At 49.9% G+C, this 18,431-nt stretch carries 20 protein-coding genes; 13 read left to right on the top strand and 7 right to left on the bottom strand.

Annotation, left to right across the window (positions count from 1 at the left end; all coding sequences use genetic code 11):
• Positions 1-101: 101 nt before the first annotated feature.
• The 3 genes from ccsA to ACR9Y8_RS12610 are packed head-to-tail and all read left to right on the top strand — an operon-like array spanning position 102 to position 2,477.
• Positions 102-764: a cytochrome c biogenesis protein CcsA gene (ccsA, locus tag ACR9Y8_RS12620; protein WP_481213605.1), complete on the top strand. Its 663-nt coding sequence runs from the start codon at positions 102-104 to the stop codon at positions 762-764.
• The gene (locus ACR9Y8_RS12615; RefSeq protein ID WP_481213604.1) at positions 761-1,000 is read left to right on the top strand and encodes a CcmD family protein; all 240 of its coding nucleotides are present in this window, start codon (positions 761-763) and stop codon (positions 998-1,000) included. The genes ccsA and ACR9Y8_RS12615 overlap by 4 nt, the downstream gene beginning before the upstream one ends.
• A gap of 58 nt (positions 1,001-1,058) precedes the next feature.
• Positions 1,059-2,477 carry a Glu/Leu/Phe/Val family dehydrogenase gene (locus ACR9Y8_RS12610; protein WP_481213603.1) on the top strand — a complete coding sequence of 473 codons (1,419 nt, stop codon included), beginning with the start codon at positions 1,059-1,061 and terminating at the stop codon, positions 2,475-2,477.
• Positions 2,478-2,528: 51 nt separating this feature from the next.
• Here ACR9Y8_RS12610 and ACR9Y8_RS12605 read toward each other — a convergent pair whose 3' ends face one another.
• Positions 2,529-2,975, bottom strand: coding sequence for a type I restriction enzyme HsdR N-terminal domain-containing protein (locus ACR9Y8_RS12605; RefSeq protein ID WP_481213602.1), 447 nt, complete (start codon positions 2,973-2,975; stop codon positions 2,529-2,531).
• A gap of 58 nt (positions 2,976-3,033) precedes the next feature.
• On the opposite strand from ACR9Y8_RS12605, the gene ACR9Y8_RS12600 reads away from it, so the two are divergent.
• From ACR9Y8_RS12600 to ACR9Y8_RS12585, 4 genes are all read left to right on the top strand, one after another.
• Positions 3,034-3,804: an AMP nucleosidase gene (locus tag ACR9Y8_RS12600; protein ID WP_481213601.1), complete on the top strand. Its 771-nt coding sequence runs from the start codon at positions 3,034-3,036 to the stop codon at positions 3,802-3,804.
• A 39-nt stretch (positions 3,805-3,843) separates the two neighbouring features.
• The gene (locus ACR9Y8_RS12595; protein WP_481213600.1) at positions 3,844-5,598 is read left to right on the top strand and encodes an ABC transporter ATP-binding protein; all 1,755 of its coding nucleotides are present in this window, start codon (positions 3,844-3,846) and stop codon (positions 5,596-5,598) included.
• 90 nt (positions 5,599-5,688) lie between these two features.
• On the top strand, positions 5,689-6,738 hold the full coding sequence (gene queA, locus ACR9Y8_RS12590) for a tRNA preQ1(34) S-adenosylmethionine ribosyltransferase-isomerase QueA (RefSeq protein WP_029464719.1): 1,050 nt from the start codon (positions 5,689-5,691) through the stop codon (positions 6,736-6,738).
• Between the two features lie 88 nt (positions 6,739-6,826).
• On the top strand, positions 6,827-7,501 hold the full coding sequence (locus ACR9Y8_RS12585) for a 2-C-methyl-D-erythritol 4-phosphate cytidylyltransferase (RefSeq protein ID WP_481213599.1): 675 nt from the start codon (positions 6,827-6,829) through the stop codon (positions 7,499-7,501).
• Here ACR9Y8_RS12585 and ACR9Y8_RS12580 read toward each other — a convergent pair.
• On the bottom strand, positions 7,498-8,481 hold the full coding sequence (locus ACR9Y8_RS12580; protein WP_029464717.1) for a Gfo/Idh/MocA family oxidoreductase: 984 nt from the start codon (positions 8,479-8,481) through the stop codon (positions 7,498-7,500). The two genes, ACR9Y8_RS12585 and ACR9Y8_RS12580, sit on opposite strands and share 4 nt — an antisense overlap.
• Before the next feature lie 65 nt (positions 8,482-8,546).
• Positions 8,547-9,272, bottom strand: coding sequence for a RadC family protein (radC, locus tag ACR9Y8_RS12575; RefSeq protein ID WP_481213598.1), 726 nt, complete (start codon positions 9,270-9,272; stop codon positions 8,547-8,549).
• Positions 9,273-9,487: 215 nt separating this feature from the next.
• Between radC and ACR9Y8_RS12570 the strand changes: the two genes are divergently transcribed.
• The 4 genes from ACR9Y8_RS12570 to ACR9Y8_RS12555 all read left to right on the top strand — a co-directional run bounded on the left by ACR9Y8_RS12570 (position 9,488) and on the right by ACR9Y8_RS12555 (position 12,446).
• A complete protein-coding gene (locus ACR9Y8_RS12570; RefSeq protein WP_481213597.1) occupies positions 9,488-10,438 on the top strand; it encodes a ribose-phosphate pyrophosphokinase in 951 nt (316 codons plus the stop codon).
• 32 nt (positions 10,439-10,470) lie between these two features.
• Positions 10,471-11,061, top strand: a complete 591-nt coding sequence (locus ACR9Y8_RS12565; protein ID WP_481213596.1) for a 50S ribosomal protein L25 — start codon at positions 10,471-10,473, stop codon at positions 11,059-11,061.
• Between the two features lie 139 nt (positions 11,062-11,200).
• On the top strand, positions 11,201-11,782 hold the full coding sequence (pth, locus tag ACR9Y8_RS12560; protein WP_481213595.1) for an aminoacyl-tRNA hydrolase: 582 nt from the start codon (positions 11,201-11,203) through the stop codon (positions 11,780-11,782).
• A 52-nt stretch (positions 11,783-11,834) separates the two neighbouring features.
• Positions 11,835-12,446 carry a fumarylacetoacetate hydrolase family protein gene (locus ACR9Y8_RS12555; protein WP_481213594.1) on the top strand — a complete coding sequence of 204 codons (612 nt, stop codon included), beginning with the start codon at positions 11,835-11,837 and terminating at the stop codon, positions 12,444-12,446.
• Positions 12,447-12,500: 54 nt separating this feature from the next.
• Here ACR9Y8_RS12555 and ACR9Y8_RS12550 read toward each other — a convergent pair whose 3' ends face one another.
• On the bottom strand, positions 12,501-12,935 hold the full coding sequence (locus tag ACR9Y8_RS12550) for a MarR family winged helix-turn-helix transcriptional regulator (RefSeq protein ID WP_481213593.1): 435 nt from the start codon (positions 12,933-12,935) through the stop codon (positions 12,501-12,503).
• 73 nt (positions 12,936-13,008) lie between these two features.
• On the opposite strand from ACR9Y8_RS12550, the gene ACR9Y8_RS12545 reads away from it, so the two are divergent.
• Both ACR9Y8_RS12545 and ACR9Y8_RS12540 read left to right on the top strand, forming a co-directional pair.
• Positions 13,009-15,138: an alpha-ketoacid dehydrogenase subunit alpha/beta gene (locus ACR9Y8_RS12545; RefSeq protein ID WP_481213592.1), complete on the top strand. Its 2,130-nt coding sequence runs from the start codon at positions 13,009-13,011 to the stop codon at positions 15,136-15,138.
• Positions 15,139-15,214: 76 nt separating this feature from the next.
• Positions 15,215-15,616: a DoxX family protein gene (locus ACR9Y8_RS12540; protein ID WP_481213591.1), complete on the top strand. Its 402-nt coding sequence runs from the start codon at positions 15,215-15,217 to the stop codon at positions 15,614-15,616.
• 4 nt (positions 15,617-15,620) lie between these two features.
• Here ACR9Y8_RS12540 and ACR9Y8_RS12535 read toward each other — a convergent pair whose 3' ends face one another.
• Genes ACR9Y8_RS12535 through ACR9Y8_RS12525 form a run of 3 tightly spaced genes read right to left on the bottom strand, consistent with a single transcriptional unit; the run spans position 15,621 to position 18,426 of the window.
• Complete coding sequence (locus ACR9Y8_RS12535) at positions 15,621-16,493, bottom strand: DMT family transporter (RefSeq protein ID WP_481213590.1); 873 nt, start codon at positions 16,491-16,493, stop codon at positions 15,621-15,623.
• 44 nt (positions 16,494-16,537) lie between these two features.
• On the bottom strand, positions 16,538-17,716 hold the full coding sequence (locus ACR9Y8_RS12530) for an NRAMP family divalent metal transporter (RefSeq protein WP_481213589.1): 1,179 nt from the start codon (positions 17,714-17,716) through the stop codon (positions 16,538-16,540).
• Positions 17,713-18,426, bottom strand: coding sequence for a 5-oxoprolinase subunit PxpA (locus ACR9Y8_RS12525; RefSeq protein WP_481213588.1), 714 nt, complete (start codon positions 18,424-18,426; stop codon positions 17,713-17,715). The genes ACR9Y8_RS12530 and ACR9Y8_RS12525 overlap by 4 nt, the downstream gene beginning before the upstream one ends.
• Positions 18,427-18,431: the final 5 nt, after the last annotated feature.

Raw genomic sequence — 18,431 nt, 5'->3', positions numbered from 1 at the left:
CCACTGACCACTGACGACTGACCACTGACGACTTATAACTGTAATATTTTGTGATTCGTGATAAAACCTGTAGGTTTGCCCCCAATATAGATGACAAAAAAATGGCAAAACATTGGTGGAAAGCGCTGGCGGTACTATTGCTTTTATTTACAATCATAGCCGGGTTCCTGGTGAAGATACCAGCGATCGAGAATAACGAACAATCCACACGTAATCTTTTCTTTCATGTGCCGATGTGGATAAGCATGTATACGCTGTTCACCATCTCCGTAATCAATTCCGTTCTTTACCTCACTAAATACGACCTGAAGAAAGACGTACTGGCCAGTTCGGCGGCAAATGTGGGCGTATTGTTCGGCGTTATGGGCTTTGTTACAGGATCTGTATGGGCCACTTATACCTGGGGCAGTACGATCACCAATGATCCCAAGCAGATTGCTACCGCGGTGGCGCTGATGATCTACCTGGCATACCTGGTGCTGCGCCTGTCTATTCATGACATCGATAAAAGGGCAAGAGTATCGGCCATTTACAACATATTTGCCTTTGCAATGTTAATACCTTTGACCTACATCATCCCCCGTATGGTAGATTCCCTGCATCCGGGCAGTGCAAGCAGTCCGGGCTTCCGTTCCAAAGATACAGACGGCACGCTGATGATGGTATTCTATCCCGCTTTTACAGGCTGGACATTGCTGGGCGTATGGATCTATACCTTGCTTGTACGCTATAAGAGACTAGAGCTAAAAAATATTTTTAAATGATCAACAGAGCGTCTTACTTCTTCTTTACCCTTTTTTTACTGTGCACTTCCCTGCTGGCGCAGGCGCAACAGCAAAATACCGAGACAGGTCCCGTTAACCAGATGCTGCGCAGCAACGGAAAAATATATGTGGTAGTGACCGTACTGGTGATCATCTTCATCTTTATCATACTGTACCTGGTCCGGCTGGACCGCAAGATCAGTAAACTGGAACATCAACAACAGTCTAAGCCATAGTCATAACTTGTGATTTGCTATCAATAACCAAAACAATAGATCTCCAAAACAATTTTTTATGTCGCAAGAACAGCATTATAACTTTTTTGAGAGTGTTGAGAGGAGCTTTGACAAAGCTGCTCAGTACACTAAATGGGAAAGGGGTATCCTGGAGCAGATCAAAGCCTGCAACGCCGTATATCGCATCAAATTTCCGGTAAGGGTAGGAGATAAGATCGAAGTGATCGAGGCTTACCGTGTACAACACTCTCACCACAAGCTGCCCTGTAAAGGTGGTATCCGCTTCAGCGAAGAAGTGAACCAGGATGAGGTGATGGCCCTCGCCGCGCTGATGACTTACAAATGCGCCATCGTGAACGTGCCTTTTGGCGGCGCCAAAGGCGGTATCAAGATCAATCCCCGCAATTACACACCTTTCCAGCTGGAAAATATTACCCGCCGTTACACTGCGGAACTGGTGAAGAAGAACTTCATCGGCCCTGGTGTAGACGTGCCTGCGCCCGATTATGGCACCGGCGAAAGGGAAATGAGCTGGATCCTGGATACCTACATGAGCCTTCGTCCCGGAGAAATAGATGGTTACGGTTGTGTAACCGGTAAGCCTGTTTCACAGGGCGGTGTACGCGGCCGTAAAGAAGCTACCGGTCTGGGCGTGTTCTATGGTCTGCGCGAGCTGTGCAACATCAAGGAAGATATGCAGAAGCTGGGACTGGAACCCGGCCTGGAAGGTAAGAAAGTGATCGTTCAGGGTATGGGTAACGTGGGTTACCATGCCGCTAAATATTTCCACGAAGCAGGCGCTGTTATAGTTTGCCTGATAGAGTGGGACGGCGCTATTTACAATGAAAAAGGCCTGGATCCCAATGCCGTGCTGAAACACCGGAACGAAACAGGTTCCATCGTTAACTTCCCCGGCGCCACCAACCTGAAGAAAAATACAGACGGTCTTGAGATGGAATGCGACATCCTGATACCGGCCGCGCTGGAAAGCGTGATCCATAAGGATAATGCGCCCAATATCAAGGCAAAGATCATCGGCGAAGCCGCCAACGGCCCGATAACGGCTGATGCGGATGTTATCCTGAACAAGAAAGGCGTGATCGTAGTGCCTGACATGTTCCTGAACGCCGGCGGTGTAACCGTTTCTTATTTCGAATGGCTGAAGAACCTGAGCCACGTGCGTTACGGCCGTCTGGGCAAGCGTTTTGACGAAAATATGAACATACATATCCTGAGCACCATAGAAGACCTTACCGGTAAGAAGGTGTCAGACCAGGAAAGAAAGTTCATTGCACATGGCGCTGATGAAGTAGACCTGGTATATTCCGGCCTGGAAGAGACCATGCATGCTGCTTTACACGAAGTGCGCGAGATCATGGTATCCAATAGCAAGATCCATGACATGCGTACTGCCGCTTATGTTTGCGCTATCGATAAAGTAGGCGCGGCGTATGAGCAATTAGGCATTTTCCCGTGATTATCCTTTGTCCTATCCGCCTCCAGGCGGATAGGACCTTCCATATATCAATTAATGTCCGTACTCCGGTATCTGCCCCACAAACTCCCATTCTTCTTTTTCGGGCCGATACAGGCTGCACCAGGTATGCACGCCGTTGGTGATCACCAGGTACACTGCCCGCAGCACCATATGGTAACGGATGATCTGCTCTACGGTTAAAAGGCTTAGCGGCACGTTCATCTCCTTACATTCCACTATCATCCAGGGCTGCATGTTGCGGTCATATACAACAATGTCACAACGTTTTTTCAGTTCTCCCAGGTAGATCTCCTTTTCAATGCCTATCAGTGAGGCGGGGTATTGCAGGCTTTTCACCAGGTATTGGAGGAAATTCTGTCTTACCCATTCTTCCGGTGTAAGCGTTACATATTTTTTACGGTAGCGATCAAAGATCAGGTCTTTATTATCTTCCCGTACCACTTTAAAATCAGGAGCTGGGAACTCAATGGCGATCATAACACAAAGCTAACGCAAAATGTCGCCAAAAAGGTGTACATTTGCGTGTCAAAAGGCTATGAAGACAAAAGAAGAAATTGTAGCTAATTGGCTTCCCCGCTACACAGGAGAAAAGCTCGAAAATTTCGGCTCTCACATCCTCCTCACCAATTTCAGTAATTATGTTACCTCTTTTGCAGAATGGAATGATGCCGAGATAGTAGGCATTGGCCGCCCTATGCAATGCGCCACTGCAGAAGACATTACCATCATCAACTTCGGGATGGGCAGTCCCGGCGCCGCCACCGTAATGGACCTGCTCAGCGCTATCCACCCCAAAGCGGTATTGTTCCTGGGCAAATGCGGCGGCTTAAAGAAAAAGAACAACATCGGAGACCTGATCTTACCTATTGCGGCTATACGCGGCGAGGGTACCTCCAACGACTACTTCCCCCCGGAAGTGCCTGCGCTGCCTGCATTCGCACTGCAAAAGGCCATCTCTACCAGTATCCGCGAATATGGATGTGATTACTGGACAGGTACCTGCTACAGCACCAACCGTCGGGTATGGGAACATGACCTGGAGTTTAAACGCTACCTGGAAAGGATCCGGGCAATGGCGGTGGATATGGAAACAGCTACCATCTTCTCCGTTGGCTTTTACAACAAGATCCCCACAGGAGCCCTGCTGCTGGTAAGTGATCAGCCCATGGTGCCGGAAGGCGTAAAAACAGAGGAAAGCGACAAGAAGGTGACCACGGAGTTTGTGGACCGGCACCTGAGAATCGGGATAGACTCCCTGAAGAACCTGATCAACAGCCACCAAACGGTAAAGCATCTACGATTTTAGAATTATGATTTTAGATCGTAGATTTATCTAAAATCGTGTATGCCCGATCATCTGGTCTCCATTCAGGATCTCACTGTGACCTTCTCTGTAGAGCAGGAAACGGTGACAGCGGTGGACAATATCTCACTGGATATTCCACGCGGCAGTATTACGGGCATCGTAGGAGAGTCGGGCTCGGGCAAATCTGTAACCGCCTTATCCCTGATGCGCCTGGTGCAATCACCGGGCAAAATAGCCAGGGGCCGCATCCTTTACCAGGCTCCCCAACAAGCCCCGGTAGATATCTTACAGTTATCTTCCCGTCAAATGCAGGACTGGCGGGGCAATGAGATAGCGATGATCTTCCAGGAACCCATGACCTCACTGAACCCCCTTCATACCTGCGGTCAGCAGGTGGCGGAAGCCATCCGGCAGCATAAAAAAGTATCCACGGCAGTTGCCAGACAACAAACTATTGATCTTTTCCGGCAGGTAAAGCTACCTGACCCGGAAAAGCTGCTGCATCGTTATCCCCATGAGCTTTCCGGCGGACAAAAACAGCGGGTGATGATCGCCATGGCCATTTCCTGTCAGCCCAGGCTGTTGATAGCAGACGAGCCAACAACTGCGCTGGACGTGACCGTACAGAAGGCCATTCTTGAGCTGCTCAAAGAATTGCAGCAGCAAACAGGTATGAGCGTTGTATTTATTACCCACGACCTTGGCGTGATAGCAGAGATAGCCGACGAGGTGGTGGTGATGTACAAAGGCCGTATCGTAGAGCAGGGCAAAGTGGAAGAAATATTCCGCCAGCCGCGGCATCCCTATACGAAAGGATTGCTGGCCTGCCGCCCGCCGCTGGATAAGCAGTTATACCGCTTGCCGGTAACCCCTGATTTTATGGAAGTAGATGCCATGGGCAATATCAGGGAAAAACCTTTTGCCGTAAAAGAGCTGGTGAACAGCCTCACGGTATCGCCTGAACAGGTGGCTGCCCGGGAGCGCCAGTTGCAGCAAAGTCCGCCCTTATTGCAGGTAGAGCAGTTGCAGACCTGGTTCCCCGCTTCCCGCAGCCTTTTTGGTAAGGTACGGGGATGGGTGAAGGCCGTGGATGGCGTAAGCTTTACCGTGCGCCAGGGGGAAACCATGGGACTGGTGGGCGAATCGGGTTGCGGAAAGACCACCCTGGGCCGTACATTGTTGCGCCTTGTAGAACCAACCGGTGGTAATATTGTTTATAAAGGAAAAGAATTGAGCAGTTTGCCGGCTTCAGAGTTGCGCGATCTTCGTAAAGATATGCAGATCATCTTCCAGGATCCTTATTCATCTCTTAATCCCCGGTTAACAGTGGGGGAGGCTATTATGGAGCCTATGCAGGTACATGGGCTGTACGGGACGGAGCGGGGCCGTAAGGAAAAGGCGCTGGAGCTGCTGGAAAAGGTAAATCTCCGCCCGGAGCATTTTTACCGGTATCCGCATGAGTTTTCCGGGGGGCAGCGGCAACGTATTGTGATCGCCAGGGCTTTGGCAGTACATCCTTCCTTTATTATCTGTGATGAATCAGTGGCGGCTTTGGATGTAAGTATACAGGCGCAGGTGCTGAATCTGCTGATCAGGCTGCGGGAAGAATACGGCTTTACGTATATTTTTATTTCTCATGACCTCTCCGTGGTACGGTTTATGAGTGATCGTATGATGGTGATGAACAAGGGGAAAATTGAGGAAAGCGGTCCGGCAGGGCAAATCTATGAGCATCCAACGAGTTCGTACACCCGGCAGCTGATATCCGCCATTCCGAAAAATACATATACATAAGGTACTGCTTCTTACATTCGGGAATGTTTTTTTGGTAACCTGGTGAGATATCAGTACCTTTGCAACCTTTAAATTCATTCATACCGTAATATGAAATTATCGCAATTCAAATTCGATCTCCCTTTAAATCTGATCGCGCAGCACCCTTCCAAAACAAGAGATGAGTCCCGTTTAATGGTAGTAAACCGTGCCACGGGAAAAATCGAGCACAAAGTATTCAAGGACATTATCGGTTACTTTAATGATAAGGACGTAATGGTCGTGAACAACACGAAGGTGTTCCCTGCGAGGCTGTATGGACGTAAGGAGAAGACAGGCGCCAAGATTGAAGTATTCCTGCTGCGTGAGCTGAACAAGCAAAACCGCCTGTGGGACGTGATAGTAGACCCTGCACGTAAAATAAGGGTGGGTAACAAGCTGTATTTCGGGGATGACGAATCGCTGGTAGCAGAGGTGATTGACAACACTACCTCCAGGGGCCGTACCATCCGTTTCCTGTTTGAGGGCAACGATGATGAGTTCAAGGCAGTGCTGGATACGCTGGGTGAAACTCCTTTGCCGAAGTATATCAAGCGTAAGCCGGAAGACGAGGACAAAGAGCGTTACCAGACCGTTTATGCAAAGTTTGAAGGCGCGGTAGCGGCACCTACGGCAGGTTTGCACTTTAGCCGTGAGCTGATCAAACGCCTTGAAATAAAGGGTATCAAGTTTGCCGAAGTTACGCTGCATACCGGTTTAGGCACGTTCAGGCCTATTGAAGTGGAAGATCTCAGCAAGCATAAAATGGATGCAGAGTATTTCCATATAGACGAATATGCCGTTAAGATCGTGAACAAGGCGAAGGACGAGAACCGCAAGATCTGCGCTATCGGCACCACTACCGTAAGGGCGGTGGAGTCTTCCGTAACTGCACAGAATCATCTGAAGGCGGCAGAAGGATGGACCAACACCTTCATTCACCCGCCTTATGATTTTTCAATTCCGAATGCGCTGGTGACCAATTTCCACCTGCCCAAGACCAGCCTGTTGATCATGGTTTGCGCCTTTGCAGGTTATGACCTGATCATGGAAGCTTACCAGCAGGCTATTAAGGAGAAATACCGTTTCTTCAGCTATGGCGACGCCATGCTGATCCTGTAAGCATATTTTAAATTTGTTGTGATTTACTTCACATTTAAATCTTTAAAAAGGTCTCACTGCGGTGAGACTTTTTTATTTTTGGGACCGCATGGAACAACTCAAAAAGATAGCCATCATTGTGGCGGGGGGCTCCGGTACCCGTATGGGCAGTACAATGCCTAAACAGTTCCTGGAGCTGGCGGGCAAGCCCGTATTATACCATACCATTGCCGCTTTTATCAATGCCTATGAAGATATGCAGGTGGTGCTCGTAGTGCCGGAAGCGCATTTTGCCCCTGCGCAGCAGGTACTGGGATGTTTTAACACACCGGCGGCGGTTACACTGGTAAAAGGTGGCGAAACCCGTTTCCACTCCGTAAAGAACGGTTTACAGCAGGTGCAGGAGAGGTCTGTAGTGTTTGTACATGACGGCGTGCGTCCGCTGTTGTCTGCTGCGTTGATACACGCCTGTTATGAAGCGACGCTGGTGCATGGCAACGCCATTCCTGTAACGGATATGAAAGATAGTATACGGGAGCTGACGGAGGAGGGCAACAAGGCCGTGAACCGGGAATTGTTTAAGATCATACAAACGCCGCAGACATTTCTATCGGAACAGCTGTTGCCTGCATTTGAACTGCCCTATGATCCCTTATTCACAGACGAGGCTACGGTAGTAGAAAGGCTGGGCCACCGGATCCACCTGGTGGCAGGGGAGGAGCGCAACATTAAGATCACCCGTCCGCTGGACCTGGTGATCGCACATGCCTTACTGAAGGGTTAGGATGCGGTAGGAGTAGACTGGTTGCGGCCGATCTTCTGGAGGATCTGATGGGCTACATCCAGGGCCTGCAAACCATCGATCACATTCACGGCTACCGGTTTGTTCTGCAGGATGCTGTCGCGGAACAGTTCCAGTTCCATGCGGATGGCATTTGACTGTTTTACTTCCGGGTTCTCAATGGCGATCGTTTTTCTACCGGCATTGGTTTCTATATCCAGTGTAAAAAGTCCGGCGTCGTCCGGTGTTTTCAGCTTGATGATCTCTGTTTTTTTATCCAGGAAGTCGATGCCGATGTAAGCATCTTTCTGAAACAGGCGCATTTTACGCATCTTTTTGAGGGAGATGCGGCTGCTGGTCAGGTTGGCAACGCAACCGTTGTGAAACTCGATGCGTACGTTGGCAATGTCAGGCGTATCGCTCATTACAGCCACACCACTCGCAGAGATACGGCTAATGGTGGATTGTACGATGCTCAGTACGATATCTATGTCATGGATCATCAGATCCAGTATCACGCTTACATCCGTGCCGCGCGGGTTAAATTCGGCCAGGCGGTGCACTTCGATGAACATGGGCTTCAGGTGATAACCGCGCAGGGCGAGGAAAGCCGGGTTGAAGCGTTCCACATGACCTACCTGGAATTTAACATTGGCCTCTTCCACCAGTTTTACCAGTGTTTTGGCCTCATCCATGGTATTGGTCATGGGTTTCTCCACGAAGATGTGCTTACCGTTGCGGAGCGCTATTTCGCAGAGTTTAAAGTGCTGGGTGGTGGGAGCTACTATATCGATGGCGTCTACAGCCTGTATCAGTTCTTCAGCAATGGTATACCGCGGAATCTGGTATTGCTCTGTCACGCTCGCAGCATTGGCATTACTTGGATCGTAAAACCCTACTACTTCAACATCCTTCATCGTCATCAGCTGGGAAAGGTGAATCCTGCCTAAATGTCCAACACCAAAAATTCCAATTTTCAGCATAGCAGATTTTAATGAAATAATTGCGAATGTAAGGAAAAAGGCAATTATTATATCCAAAAGTTTAGCTATATAACTCCTTCTTCTACCATGCTGTAGTAACCGGCCTCTGATACGATGATATGATCTATTACTTCGATATCGAAGAGGCGCCCTGCTTCTTTGATTTTGCGGGTTAGCCCGATATCGGCAAAGCTGGGTGAGAGGCTGCCGGAGGGATGATTATGACAGAGCAGGAGGCGGGCTGCGCCTGTTTCAAGGGCTTCCCGGAAGATCAGCCTGGAATCTACGACGGTGCTGCTAATGCCGCCAGAGCTGATACAACGGTAATGCAGCACACGGCAATTATGCGTGAGGTATAGCACATAAAAAGCCTCGTGGGCGTTATCAGCGAGCAAGGGCTTAAAGAACAGGGCTGCATCTGCGCCCCGGCTGATCACTTGTTTTTCGCGCATGTAGCCGGCCTGTTTACGCCTGGCCAGTTCCATGGCGGCCACGATGGTAACTGCCTTGGCATCGCCGATGCCGCGCAGCTTTTTGAGCTGCCGTACATTTAGCTTGCCCAGTTCGGGGAGATTATTGGAGGCTGCCCGCAGTACCTCTCTGCCCAGCTCTATGGCGGATTTATGTTTAGTGCCATTATTGAGCAGGATGGCCAGCAGCTCGGCATCGCTGAGGGCGGCAGGGCCTTTGCGGATGAGCTTTTCCCGGGGTTTGTCATCTGTGGGCAGCTTTTTCAGGGAAACATAGCTGTCTGAAAGAACGGGTTGGGAGAGGTTAACTTTTACTTCCATAATCTTTTGAATATCTGGCATATAAATTTACGGGCTTTAGCACCGTTGCAGCAAATATTTTAATGCACATGCCGCAGCAACAGGCTAAAGGTCTTGATATTGCTGCATTTATTCATACAGAGAAAAGAGAAAGTGTGCCCAGATGCCGGGGCTGGCAAAAAAAAGAGCGCAGAACGAAGCAAAAGTTATAGTTTTGCGAACTCTTTTCCACAGTCATGCAACCATCAGTAAAAATCTTTACGGGCAACAGCAACCCCGGATTGGCCGAGAAAATAGCCAAGCGGTATGGCAACGGCCTGGGTAAATTACAGATCCAGAAGTTCAGCGACGGCGAGTTTCAGCCGGTGTACATGGAAAGTATCCGTGGCGATTATGTTTTCCTGATACAAAGCACCAATGCTCCTGCAGACAACCTGATGGAGCTATTGCTAATGATCGATGCGGCGAAGAGGGCTTCTGCCGGGTATATTACCGCCGTGATCCCCTATTTCGGCTTCGCCAGGCAGGATAGGAAGGATAAGCCCAGGGTAGCCATCGCGTCCAAGCTGGTAGCCAACCTGCTTACTTCTGCAGGCGCCAACAGGGTGATTACCATGGATTTACATGCTCCCCAAATCCAGGGCTTCTTTGATATACCGGTGGATCACCTGGACAGTTCCGCAATTTTCATCCCGTACATAGAGAATTTGAAGCTGGAAAACCTTACCTTTGCGTCCCCTGACGTGGGCAGCACCAACCGGGTAAGGGAAGTAGCGTCTTATTTCAATGCGGAAATGGTGATATGCGACAAGCACCGTAAACGCGCTAATGAGATCGCTTCCATGGTGGTGATAGGCGATGTGGCGAATAAGGATATTGTGCTGATAGACGATATCATTGACACGGCGGGCACCCTTACCAAAGCGGCCAACCTGTTGATGGAGAAGGGAGCCAAGAGCGTTCGGGCCTTTTGTACACACCCGGTATTAAGCGGCAAGGCGTTTGAGAATATCGAAAACTCCGTGCTCAAAGAACTGGTAGTATGTGATACAATGCCGCTGAAACAGGAGTGTTCCAAGATCAAGGTGATTAGCGTAGCAGAGCTTTTTGCCGTGGCCATCCGGAACATGTACGAGAACAAGTCGATTACCAGCCTGTTCGTACACAGCCACCGGAGAGGATTATAAGGATTTTTTCAATTAACATAAATGTTTAAACAATGAAGACAATAACCATCGAAGGACAACTCAGGAGCGACTTAGGCAAAAAAGCCACCCGCCAACTTCGTTCTGAGGAGCAAGTGCCTTGCGTTATTTATGGGGGTGCCGATACGATCAGCTTTTCTGCTCCGTTAAAGGATTTCAAGAACCTGGTGTATACTCCGGATTTCCAGCTGGCCGAGATTAAAGTAGGCGGCAAAACTTACAATTGCATTCTGAAAGACATACAGTTTGACGTGGTGACCGATGAACTGGCCCACATCGACTTTATGGAGCTGGTAGAGGACAAAAAAGTGGTAGCTACCCTGCCGCTGAAAATGGTAGGCCAGTCTGTTGGTGTAAAAGCCGGCGGTAAACTGGTAGTGAAAATGAAAGCGCTGAAGGTAAAGACCCTGCCTAAATACCTGCGTGAGAACATCGAAGTGAACATCGATAACCTGGACCTGAACCAGAACATCCGTGTTGAAGATGTAAAAGATGAGAACTTCGAGATCCTGAACTCTCCCCGTATTCCCATCGCATCTGTGGTAATGACCCGTCAGCTGCGCCAGGAAGAAGCATCAGGTGATAAAGACGCTAAGAAGAAATAATAGCTTTTTACAGATATTTCACAGCAACCCTGGTCCCGTAAGGCGGCCAGGGTTTTTTTATGCCACGGCCCCTGGTTTATAGGCGCATGCGGATTAAATTTCTATTTTTGACTGAATTTTAGAAGCCGAACATTAACGGATGAAATATTTAATAGCCGGACTAGGAAATATAGGCGAAGAATACAAACATACCCGCCACAATATAGGCTTTGACGTGGCAGATGCCTTTGTGGCAAAGCATGGCGGTGTTTTCCGTAGCGACCGGCTGGCAGACGTGGCAGAGTGCAAGTGGAAAGGAAAAGTGTTCGTCGTGATAAAGCCCACTACCTATATGAACCTCAGCGGAAAAGCTGTAAAGTACTGGGTAGACAAGGAGAAGGTGCCATTGGAGAACCTGCTGGTGATCATGGACGAGCTGGCCCTGCCGCTGAATGTGCTGCGATTACGGCCCGGAGGCAGCGATGCCGGCCATAACGGGCTTAAAAGTATCCAGGAACTGCTGGGCACCAATCAATACCCGCGCCTGCGCTTTGGAATAGGCAATAACTATCCCAAAGGGCGGCAGGTTGATTATGTGCTGGGCAAGTGGGCAGAAAAAGAATTAGTTGTAGTAAAACAAAAAATTGAAAAATCTGTAGAGATCATAGAGGCCATTGCCACTACTGGTATTGAAAGAACAATGAATAATTATAATAACTTGACATTCCCTGCGGCTGAGTAACTTTGAGCGCAGGAACGGAGCCATTTTATTTAACCTTTTAAATGCACGCATCATGAAAATTATCTGCGTTGGAAGAAACTATGCCGAACATGCAAAAGAACTGAACAATGAGCTGCCAACGGAACCAGTCTTATTTATGAAACCTAAAAATGCATTGCTGCAAAACAATCATCCCTTTTATTACCCTGATTTTACTGACAATTTGCATTATGAATGCGAGCTGGTGTTGCGTGTATGTAAAAACGGAAAGCATATACAGGAGAAATTTGCAGACAAATATTATGACGCCATATCAGTAGGGATCGATTTTACAGCACGTGATCTGCAGGACAAGCAGAAAGCAAAAGGACTGCCCTGGGAGATCGCTAAATCATTCGACAATTCTGCAGTGGTAGGCAAGTTCATACCGATTACCCCGGAGCTGGACAAAAAGGATATTAATTTCTGCCTTTATAAAAACAAGGAAATAGCGCAAAAAGGCAGTACAAAAGACCTCATTTTTACTTTTGACTTCCTGCTCTCCTATATTTCAAAATTCTTTACGTTGAATATCGGCGACCTCATTTTTACCGGAACACCTGCTGGTGTAGGGCCCGTAGAGATAGGGGACACATTAGAGGCCTTTATTGAGAACGACAGCCTGCTGGAGTTTATGGTAAAATAAGCTTAATGCTGAGCGCTTAATGCAGAATGCCGAATTGTGCGTTAAGCGTTCAGCTTAAGGGATATTGTGATAGATCACGTCCAGTATCCTGGTTAATTCCAAAAAGTCCTTTTCTGTAAGGTCTTTCCAGCCCGTTTTACGCATTTCCAGCACCAGGGGCCTTACTTCCTTATACTTTTCAATACCCGGCGGGGTCAGCTGCAGAAACACTTTACGCCGGTCTGTAACCGCGGCTTCCCGCTGTACCAACCCCTTTTTCACCATCAGCTCTATAATGCGTGATACGGTAGTAATATCCTTGGAGGTGAAACGGGCCAGCTCGTTATGAGTGATCTTTTTGTGCTTGTACAGGTTTTCAAGCAACAGCCATTGATCTACAGTAATGTCTTTCTGGTGGGCATCGAAGGTCTGCTGCCAGTAATTGCGGATCTTTTTAAGGGTGGCATCCAGCTTAAAAAAAGATGGGTTCGTGACGTAAGTATCGGGCATATTTAGTAATTTGCAATAGCAATAGTTGTATTAGCAACTATTATGGAATAGCTAAAGACCAAAACATTTTTACGTGTTTAAAGATAATACAAGCGTTCCAACTTTAAAAACCCCCGACACCAGCCAGGAACGCCTTACAAACAGGGAGCAATTACTACAGGAGGCATACCGCTTAATGTGCCAGGCCCGTGATATGGCCGCCACGTATGAGGCCAACCGCTCCATTTGCAAATATGTACACTCCGCCTCCAGTGGGCACGAAGCCATACAGATAGCCGCCGGCCTGCAATTGCGGCCATGGGACTATGCCTGTCCCTATTACCGGGACGACAGCATGCTGATGGCCATGGGGTTTAGTCCCCTTGAGCTGATGTTGCAGCTCCTGGCCAGGGCAGACGACCCCTTCTCAGGAGGACGGTCGTACTACTGCCATCCCAGCAGCCGCCAGCCAAACAGGCCCCTGATCCCGCACCAGAGCAGCGCCACCGGTATGCAGGTCATACCGGCTACCGGCATGGCGCAGGGCATTCGTTACCTGGAGCGTATAGAAGCCAAAACATTGCGGAGCGGCCCGGATGGGGAAGCTCCTGTTGTACTATGCTCCATGGGAGATGGCAGCGTTACGGAGGGAGAGGTAAGCGAAGCCTGGCAATTTGCTGTACTGTGGCAGCTGCCGGTGATCTACCTGGTACAGGATAATGACTGGGGCATTTCAGCCAGCGGTGCAGAAACACGGGCGATGGACGCCTACGACTATGCTGCCGGCTTTAAAGGACTGGAACGCATGCGTGTTGATGGCAGCGATTTTGAGAAATGTTACCAGGCCATGCAGGCAGCCATACACTTTGCACGTACCGAAAGAAAGCCGATCCTGGTGCAGGCAAAAGTGCCGTTGCTGGGCCACCATACTTCCGGCGTGCGGAAAGAATGGTACCGTACGCCAGAAGACCTGGCGGCTCATGCCCGCCGCGACCCAATGCCCTTGCTGCGGCAATTACTGCTGGCGGATGGCATCAGTGAAACCGCCATCATTGCAATAGAAGAAGCAGCCAAACGTACAATAGCCAGCGCTTTTGAAGCAGCCGTGAACGCCCCGGAACCGGATCCCCGTACAGTAAGGGAGCATGTGTTTGCGCCCACGCCGGTTACCAGTGAAACAGGTACCCGCAGTCCCGAAAACGGCGCCAGGGTAGTGATGGTGGATGCTGCACTACACGCTGTTGAAGAAATATTACAACAGTACCCGGAGGCCATCTTCTACGGCCAGGATGTTGGCCGCCGCCTGGGTGGCGTGTTCAGGGAAGCAGCTACCCTGGCAGAAAAATTCGGAGACCATCGTGTATATAATACCGCTATACAGGAAGCATACATTATTGGCGCTACTGCGGGCCTGTCCGCAGTGGGCGTTAAGCCTATTGTTGAAGTGCAGTTTGCCGATTATATCTATACCGGTTTTAACCAGCTGGTAACAGAGATATCAAAATCCTGTTACCTCAGTGCTGGCAAGTTCCCCGTACAAACGCTGATACGGGTGCCCATAGGCGCATATGGCGGTGGCGGCCCTTATCACTCAGGCAGTATAGAAACCACGCTGCTGAGCATTAAAGGCATCAAAGTGGTATATCCTTCCAACGGCGCAGATATGAAAGGCCTGATGAAGGCGGCCTTCCTGGATCCCAACCCGGTTGTAATGCTGGAGCACAAGGGGCTTTACTGGAGCAAAGTGCCCGGCACGCAGGAAGCTATGACGGTGGAGCCGTCCGGTGATTATATGGTGCCGCTGGGGAAAGGCAGGGTAGTGCTGGCTGCACACCCAAAAGATGTACAGCGGGGCAACAGCATCTGCATCATCACCTATGGCATGGGCGTTTACTGGGCACTGGCCGCAGCAAAGGCTTTCCCGGGCTGCGTGGAGATCGTGGACCTGCGCACCTTATACCCGCTGGATGAAGCATTGGTGTTTGAGACAGTGAACAGGCATGGTAAATGCCTGGTGCTTACGGAAGAGCAATTGAACAATTCCTTTGCACAGGCTTTGGCGGCACGCATACAGCAGCAATGTTTTACCCGGCTGGATGCGCCCGTGTATACATCCGGCGCACTGGACCTGCCTGCCGTTCCTATTAATACGGAACTGGAAAAGGCGATGTTGCCGACTACCGAAAAGGTAATTGCCGTGATCAGGGAATTACTGGCCTATTAAAGCAAACAAAAAGAAGTAAATTCGGATAGCAGATTTCATTGAGCGAAATAATTCTCACACTAAAAATTATTGCATCATGAAAGTCGCTGTATTACTCGGCCGTGTTCTCTTTTCTCTGATCTTTCTCTTCACAATACCAGGGCACTTTTCTCCTCAGCTGATTGGTTATGCAGCCGCCCACGGTGTACCGGCTCCTTCTTTCCTGGTGCCGCTTTCAGGCATCATTGCCTTTGCAGGAGGACTAAGTATTGTCTTTGGTTATAAGGCAAGGCTGGGCGCCTGGCTGATAATTATCTTCCTGGTGCCGGTAACGCTTTATATGCATGCTTTCTGGAAAGTTACCGACCCTACGGCGCAACGCATGGACATGGTAATGTTCATGAAAAACATTGGCCTTATCGGTGGAGCCTTGCTGATCACTTATTTTGGCGCCGGGCCGCTGAGCGTCGATGAAAAGATGACGACGAAAAGGAGATAACGACCTACTTACTGAACTTTTCCCGTTGGGCCAGGTACAGTCCTCCTATCACCAATGCCGTTCCCGCAAAAGTATATGCGGTGATGGGTTCATGTAACAACAGCGAAGAATAGATGAAGCCGAAGATAGGGCAGAGGAATAACCAGAACGAGGCACGTACGGTATCCAGCTTTACCAGGTAGAACCACAGCTGCAATGCAATAACAGACACCGGCACGATCAGCCAGAACACAGCTCCCCAAAAGGGTAGCGTAAGATGCGTGGCGCCTGCACGGGCAGTAAGCACCGTGAAGGGCAATAGCATAAACCCGCCCAGCAATACCTGCCATCCGTTAAAAACAAGATTAGGCACCTGCCATTTTACCCGGCTGTAATATACCGTGGCTACTGAAACGGATATCATCCCTGTAAGCAGGATGGCCAGTCCCCTGATGGTAGCGTGACTATCCTGCAACAGCGGGTAGGTGGCCAGTCCCACACCGGCAAGCCCCAGGATCACCCCTGTTATTTCATACCAGCGTAGCTTTCTTTTGAGCCAAACGGCAGATATCAGCATAATGAACAGCGGGCTGGTAGCGGTAGAAAGACTGCCTATACCAGCAGAAACTTCCTTCATGGCCAGCACAAAGCATCCCAGGTAAATGGTGGTATTGAGCAGGGCAAAGACGGCCAGCTGACGCCATTCAATGCCTCTTGGCAATGCATATCGTTTGCTCTTTAGCACAACATAGGCAAAGGTTAACATGAGTGTACCGGCCAGCAGGAAGCGTACGTTGGCCAATACCAGCGGGTCTGCTGCTTTGATGCCTATCTTGGTGGCCACGGCGGCGGATGCCCATAAGGCTGCAAAAAGAAATCCGGCGAATAGCTGTTTCATAAAAACCGTGCAAGTTACAATTCCCTGATGATAATTATTAATGCTCAGGATGACAGCCACTGGCGGATGGTTAATATGCTCAGCCAGGCCATCACCAGCGCCACTATCCAGCCGGCCAGCTGCATCCATAAGGGATGGCGGTAATCGCCCATTAGCCTTTTACGGGTAGCAGCCAGTAATATAATCATCAATGCCACCGGAAGTATAAGTCCATTGAGGGCGCCGGCTATGATCAGCAGGCGTACGGGTTGCCCTACTGCAATAAAGATCAGCGTGGAGCATACAATGAAAAAGGAAATGAACCAACGCTCATATAAAGCGATGAAAGGATGCAAGGTTTTCATGAAAGAAACCGAAGTGTATGCGGCTCCTACTACTGAAGTGATGGCAGCGCTCCACATAACGACGCCAAAGAAACGGTAGCCGATCTCTCCTGCGGCAAAGTGGAATACGGATGCAGGTGGATTGTTGCTGGCCAGTGTAGCGCCCTGCATCACCACGCCCAAAGCTGCCAGGAACAACACCGTTCTCATAATGCCGGTGATAACGATGCCGCTTACCGCGCTTTTGTTAACATATTTCATCTGTGATGGGCCGCTGATACCGGCATCCAGCAGGCGGTGCGCGCCTGCAAAACTGATATAGCCGCCTACGGTTCCGCCCACCAGTGTAACAATGGTTTTGGTATCTATCACGTTGGGCCATATACTTTGCTGCAGCGCCGTTCCCAGTGGCGGGTGAGAGCTGATAGCCACGTAGAGCGTAAGCAGCACCATCAGGATGCCCAGCCACCTTGCAAATTGGTCCATAGCCTTACCGGCCTCCTTCATCCAGAAAATAAACAGGGCAATACCGCAGCTGAGCAAAGCCCCATAAGTAGTGCCCATACCGCTTAATGCTTCGATACCGAGGCCGCAGCCCGCAATATTCCCGATATTGAACGCCAGGCCGCCTAGTGCGATCAATGCGGCTAGCAGATATCCCATGCCGGGCAGCAGTTCATTGGCCAGGTCTTGTGCACGGCGGTTTGTTACGGTGAGGATCCGCCAGATGTTCAGCTGTGCGCCAATGTCGAGCAGTATGGAAACTAATATCACAAAGCCGAAGGCGGCAGACAGCTGCCGGGTAAATACCGTGGTTTGTGTAAGAAAGCCGGGGCCGATGGCAGAAGTGGCCATCAGGAAAGCGGCGCCCAGCAGGGCAGAAGATCGTTGTTGCTTCAAGGGCGGCGGATAGTTAAATGGTGATCCTGTAAGGCGGTATGAATAGCACGGGCAAATGTAACCGCATGCGGGCCATCGCCGTGAATACAGATAGTCTCTGCAGTGAGCGGTATCGTCTGGCCGTTAACGGTAGTTACTTTTTGCTGTGTTATCATCTGCAGCACCTGTTGTATGGCCTTCTCTTCCGTGTCTATCATGGCATTGGGCTGGCTCCTGGGTGTAAGCGAGCCATTGTCCTGGTAAGTCCTGTCTGCAAATACTTCACTGGCAGTTTTCAGTCCGGCTTCCTGTGCTGCGCGTACCAGCCAGCTGTTACTAAGCCCAAAGAGGCATAGTTGTTTGTCAACATCATACACTGCTTTGGCAATCACTCTGGCCATGGCCGGGGTTTTGGCTGCCATATTATACAGTGCGCCATGTGGTTTTACGTGCACCAGGGAGGTATGTAGTGAGCGGCAGATCACCTGCAGTGCAAAGACCTGCGTGGTCACCAGATCATACAATGCATTATCTGACAGCTGTTGTTCCGTTCTGCCGAAGTTTTGTTTATCTGCAAAGCCGGGGTGGGCGCCTATGGCTACCTGGTGCTGTACAGCCAGGGTGGCGGTACGCTGCATGGTGTCCGGACTGCCGGCATGATAGCCGCATGCAATATTGGCGCTGCTGATGAAGGGCATGATCGCTGCATCTGTGTCCAGTCCTTCGCCCATGTCGC

This window comes from Chitinophaga sp. SVR4-12A (genome assembly GCF_056754765.1).
Note: the sequence above shows the minus strand (reverse complement) of the source record. Positions and strands in the feature narration are given on the sequence as shown.

Excerpts from the sequence above, each read along its gene's own strand:
- ccsA (WP_481213605.1), top strand. The coding sequence starts at position 102 with ATGGCAAAACATTGGTGGAAAGCGCTGGCGGTACTATTGCTTTTATTT.
- ACR9Y8_RS12615 (WP_481213604.1), top strand. The coding sequence starts at position 761 with ATGATCAACAGAGCGTCTTACTTCTTCTTTACCCTTTTTTTACTGTGC.
- ACR9Y8_RS12610 (WP_481213603.1), top strand. The coding sequence starts at position 1,059 with ATGTCGCAAGAACAGCATTATAACTTTTTTGAGAGTGTTGAGAGGAGC.
- ACR9Y8_RS12605 (WP_481213602.1), bottom strand. The coding sequence starts at position 2,975 with ATGATCGCCATTGAGTTCCCAGCTCCTGATTTTAAAGTGGTACGGGAA.
- ACR9Y8_RS12600 (WP_481213601.1), top strand. The coding sequence starts at position 3,034 with ATGAAGACAAAAGAAGAAATTGTAGCTAATTGGCTTCCCCGCTACACA.
- ACR9Y8_RS12595 (WP_481213600.1), top strand. The coding sequence starts at position 3,844 with ATGCCCGATCATCTGGTCTCCATTCAGGATCTCACTGTGACCTTCTCT.
- queA (WP_029464719.1), top strand. The coding sequence starts at position 5,689 with ATGAAATTATCGCAATTCAAATTCGATCTCCCTTTAAATCTGATCGCG.
- ACR9Y8_RS12585 (WP_481213599.1), top strand. The coding sequence starts at position 6,827 with ATGGAACAACTCAAAAAGATAGCCATCATTGTGGCGGGGGGCTCCGGT.
- ACR9Y8_RS12580 (WP_029464717.1), bottom strand. The coding sequence starts at position 8,481 with ATGCTGAAAATTGGAATTTTTGGTGTTGGACATTTAGGCAGGATTCAC.
- radC (WP_481213598.1), bottom strand. The coding sequence starts at position 9,272 with ATGGAAGTAAAAGTTAACCTCTCCCAACCCGTTCTTTCAGACAGCTAT.
- ACR9Y8_RS12570 (WP_481213597.1), top strand. The coding sequence starts at position 9,488 with ATGCAACCATCAGTAAAAATCTTTACGGGCAACAGCAACCCCGGATTG.
- ACR9Y8_RS12565 (WP_481213596.1), top strand. The coding sequence starts at position 10,471 with ATGAAGACAATAACCATCGAAGGACAACTCAGGAGCGACTTAGGCAAA.
- pth (WP_481213595.1), top strand. The coding sequence starts at position 11,201 with ATGAAATATTTAATAGCCGGACTAGGAAATATAGGCGAAGAATACAAA.
- ACR9Y8_RS12555 (WP_481213594.1), top strand. The coding sequence starts at position 11,835 with ATGAAAATTATCTGCGTTGGAAGAAACTATGCCGAACATGCAAAAGAA.
- ACR9Y8_RS12550 (WP_481213593.1), bottom strand. The coding sequence starts at position 12,935 with ATGCCCGATACTTACGTCACGAACCCATCTTTTTTTAAGCTGGATGCC.
- ACR9Y8_RS12540 (WP_481213591.1), top strand. The coding sequence starts at position 15,215 with ATGAAAGTCGCTGTATTACTCGGCCGTGTTCTCTTTTCTCTGATCTTT.
- ACR9Y8_RS12535 (WP_481213590.1), bottom strand. The coding sequence starts at position 16,493 with ATGAAACAGCTATTCGCCGGATTTCTTTTTGCAGCCTTATGGGCATCC.
- ACR9Y8_RS12525 (WP_481213588.1), bottom strand. The coding sequence starts at position 18,426 with ATGGGCGAAGGACTGGACACAGATGCAGCGATCATGCCCTTCATCAGC.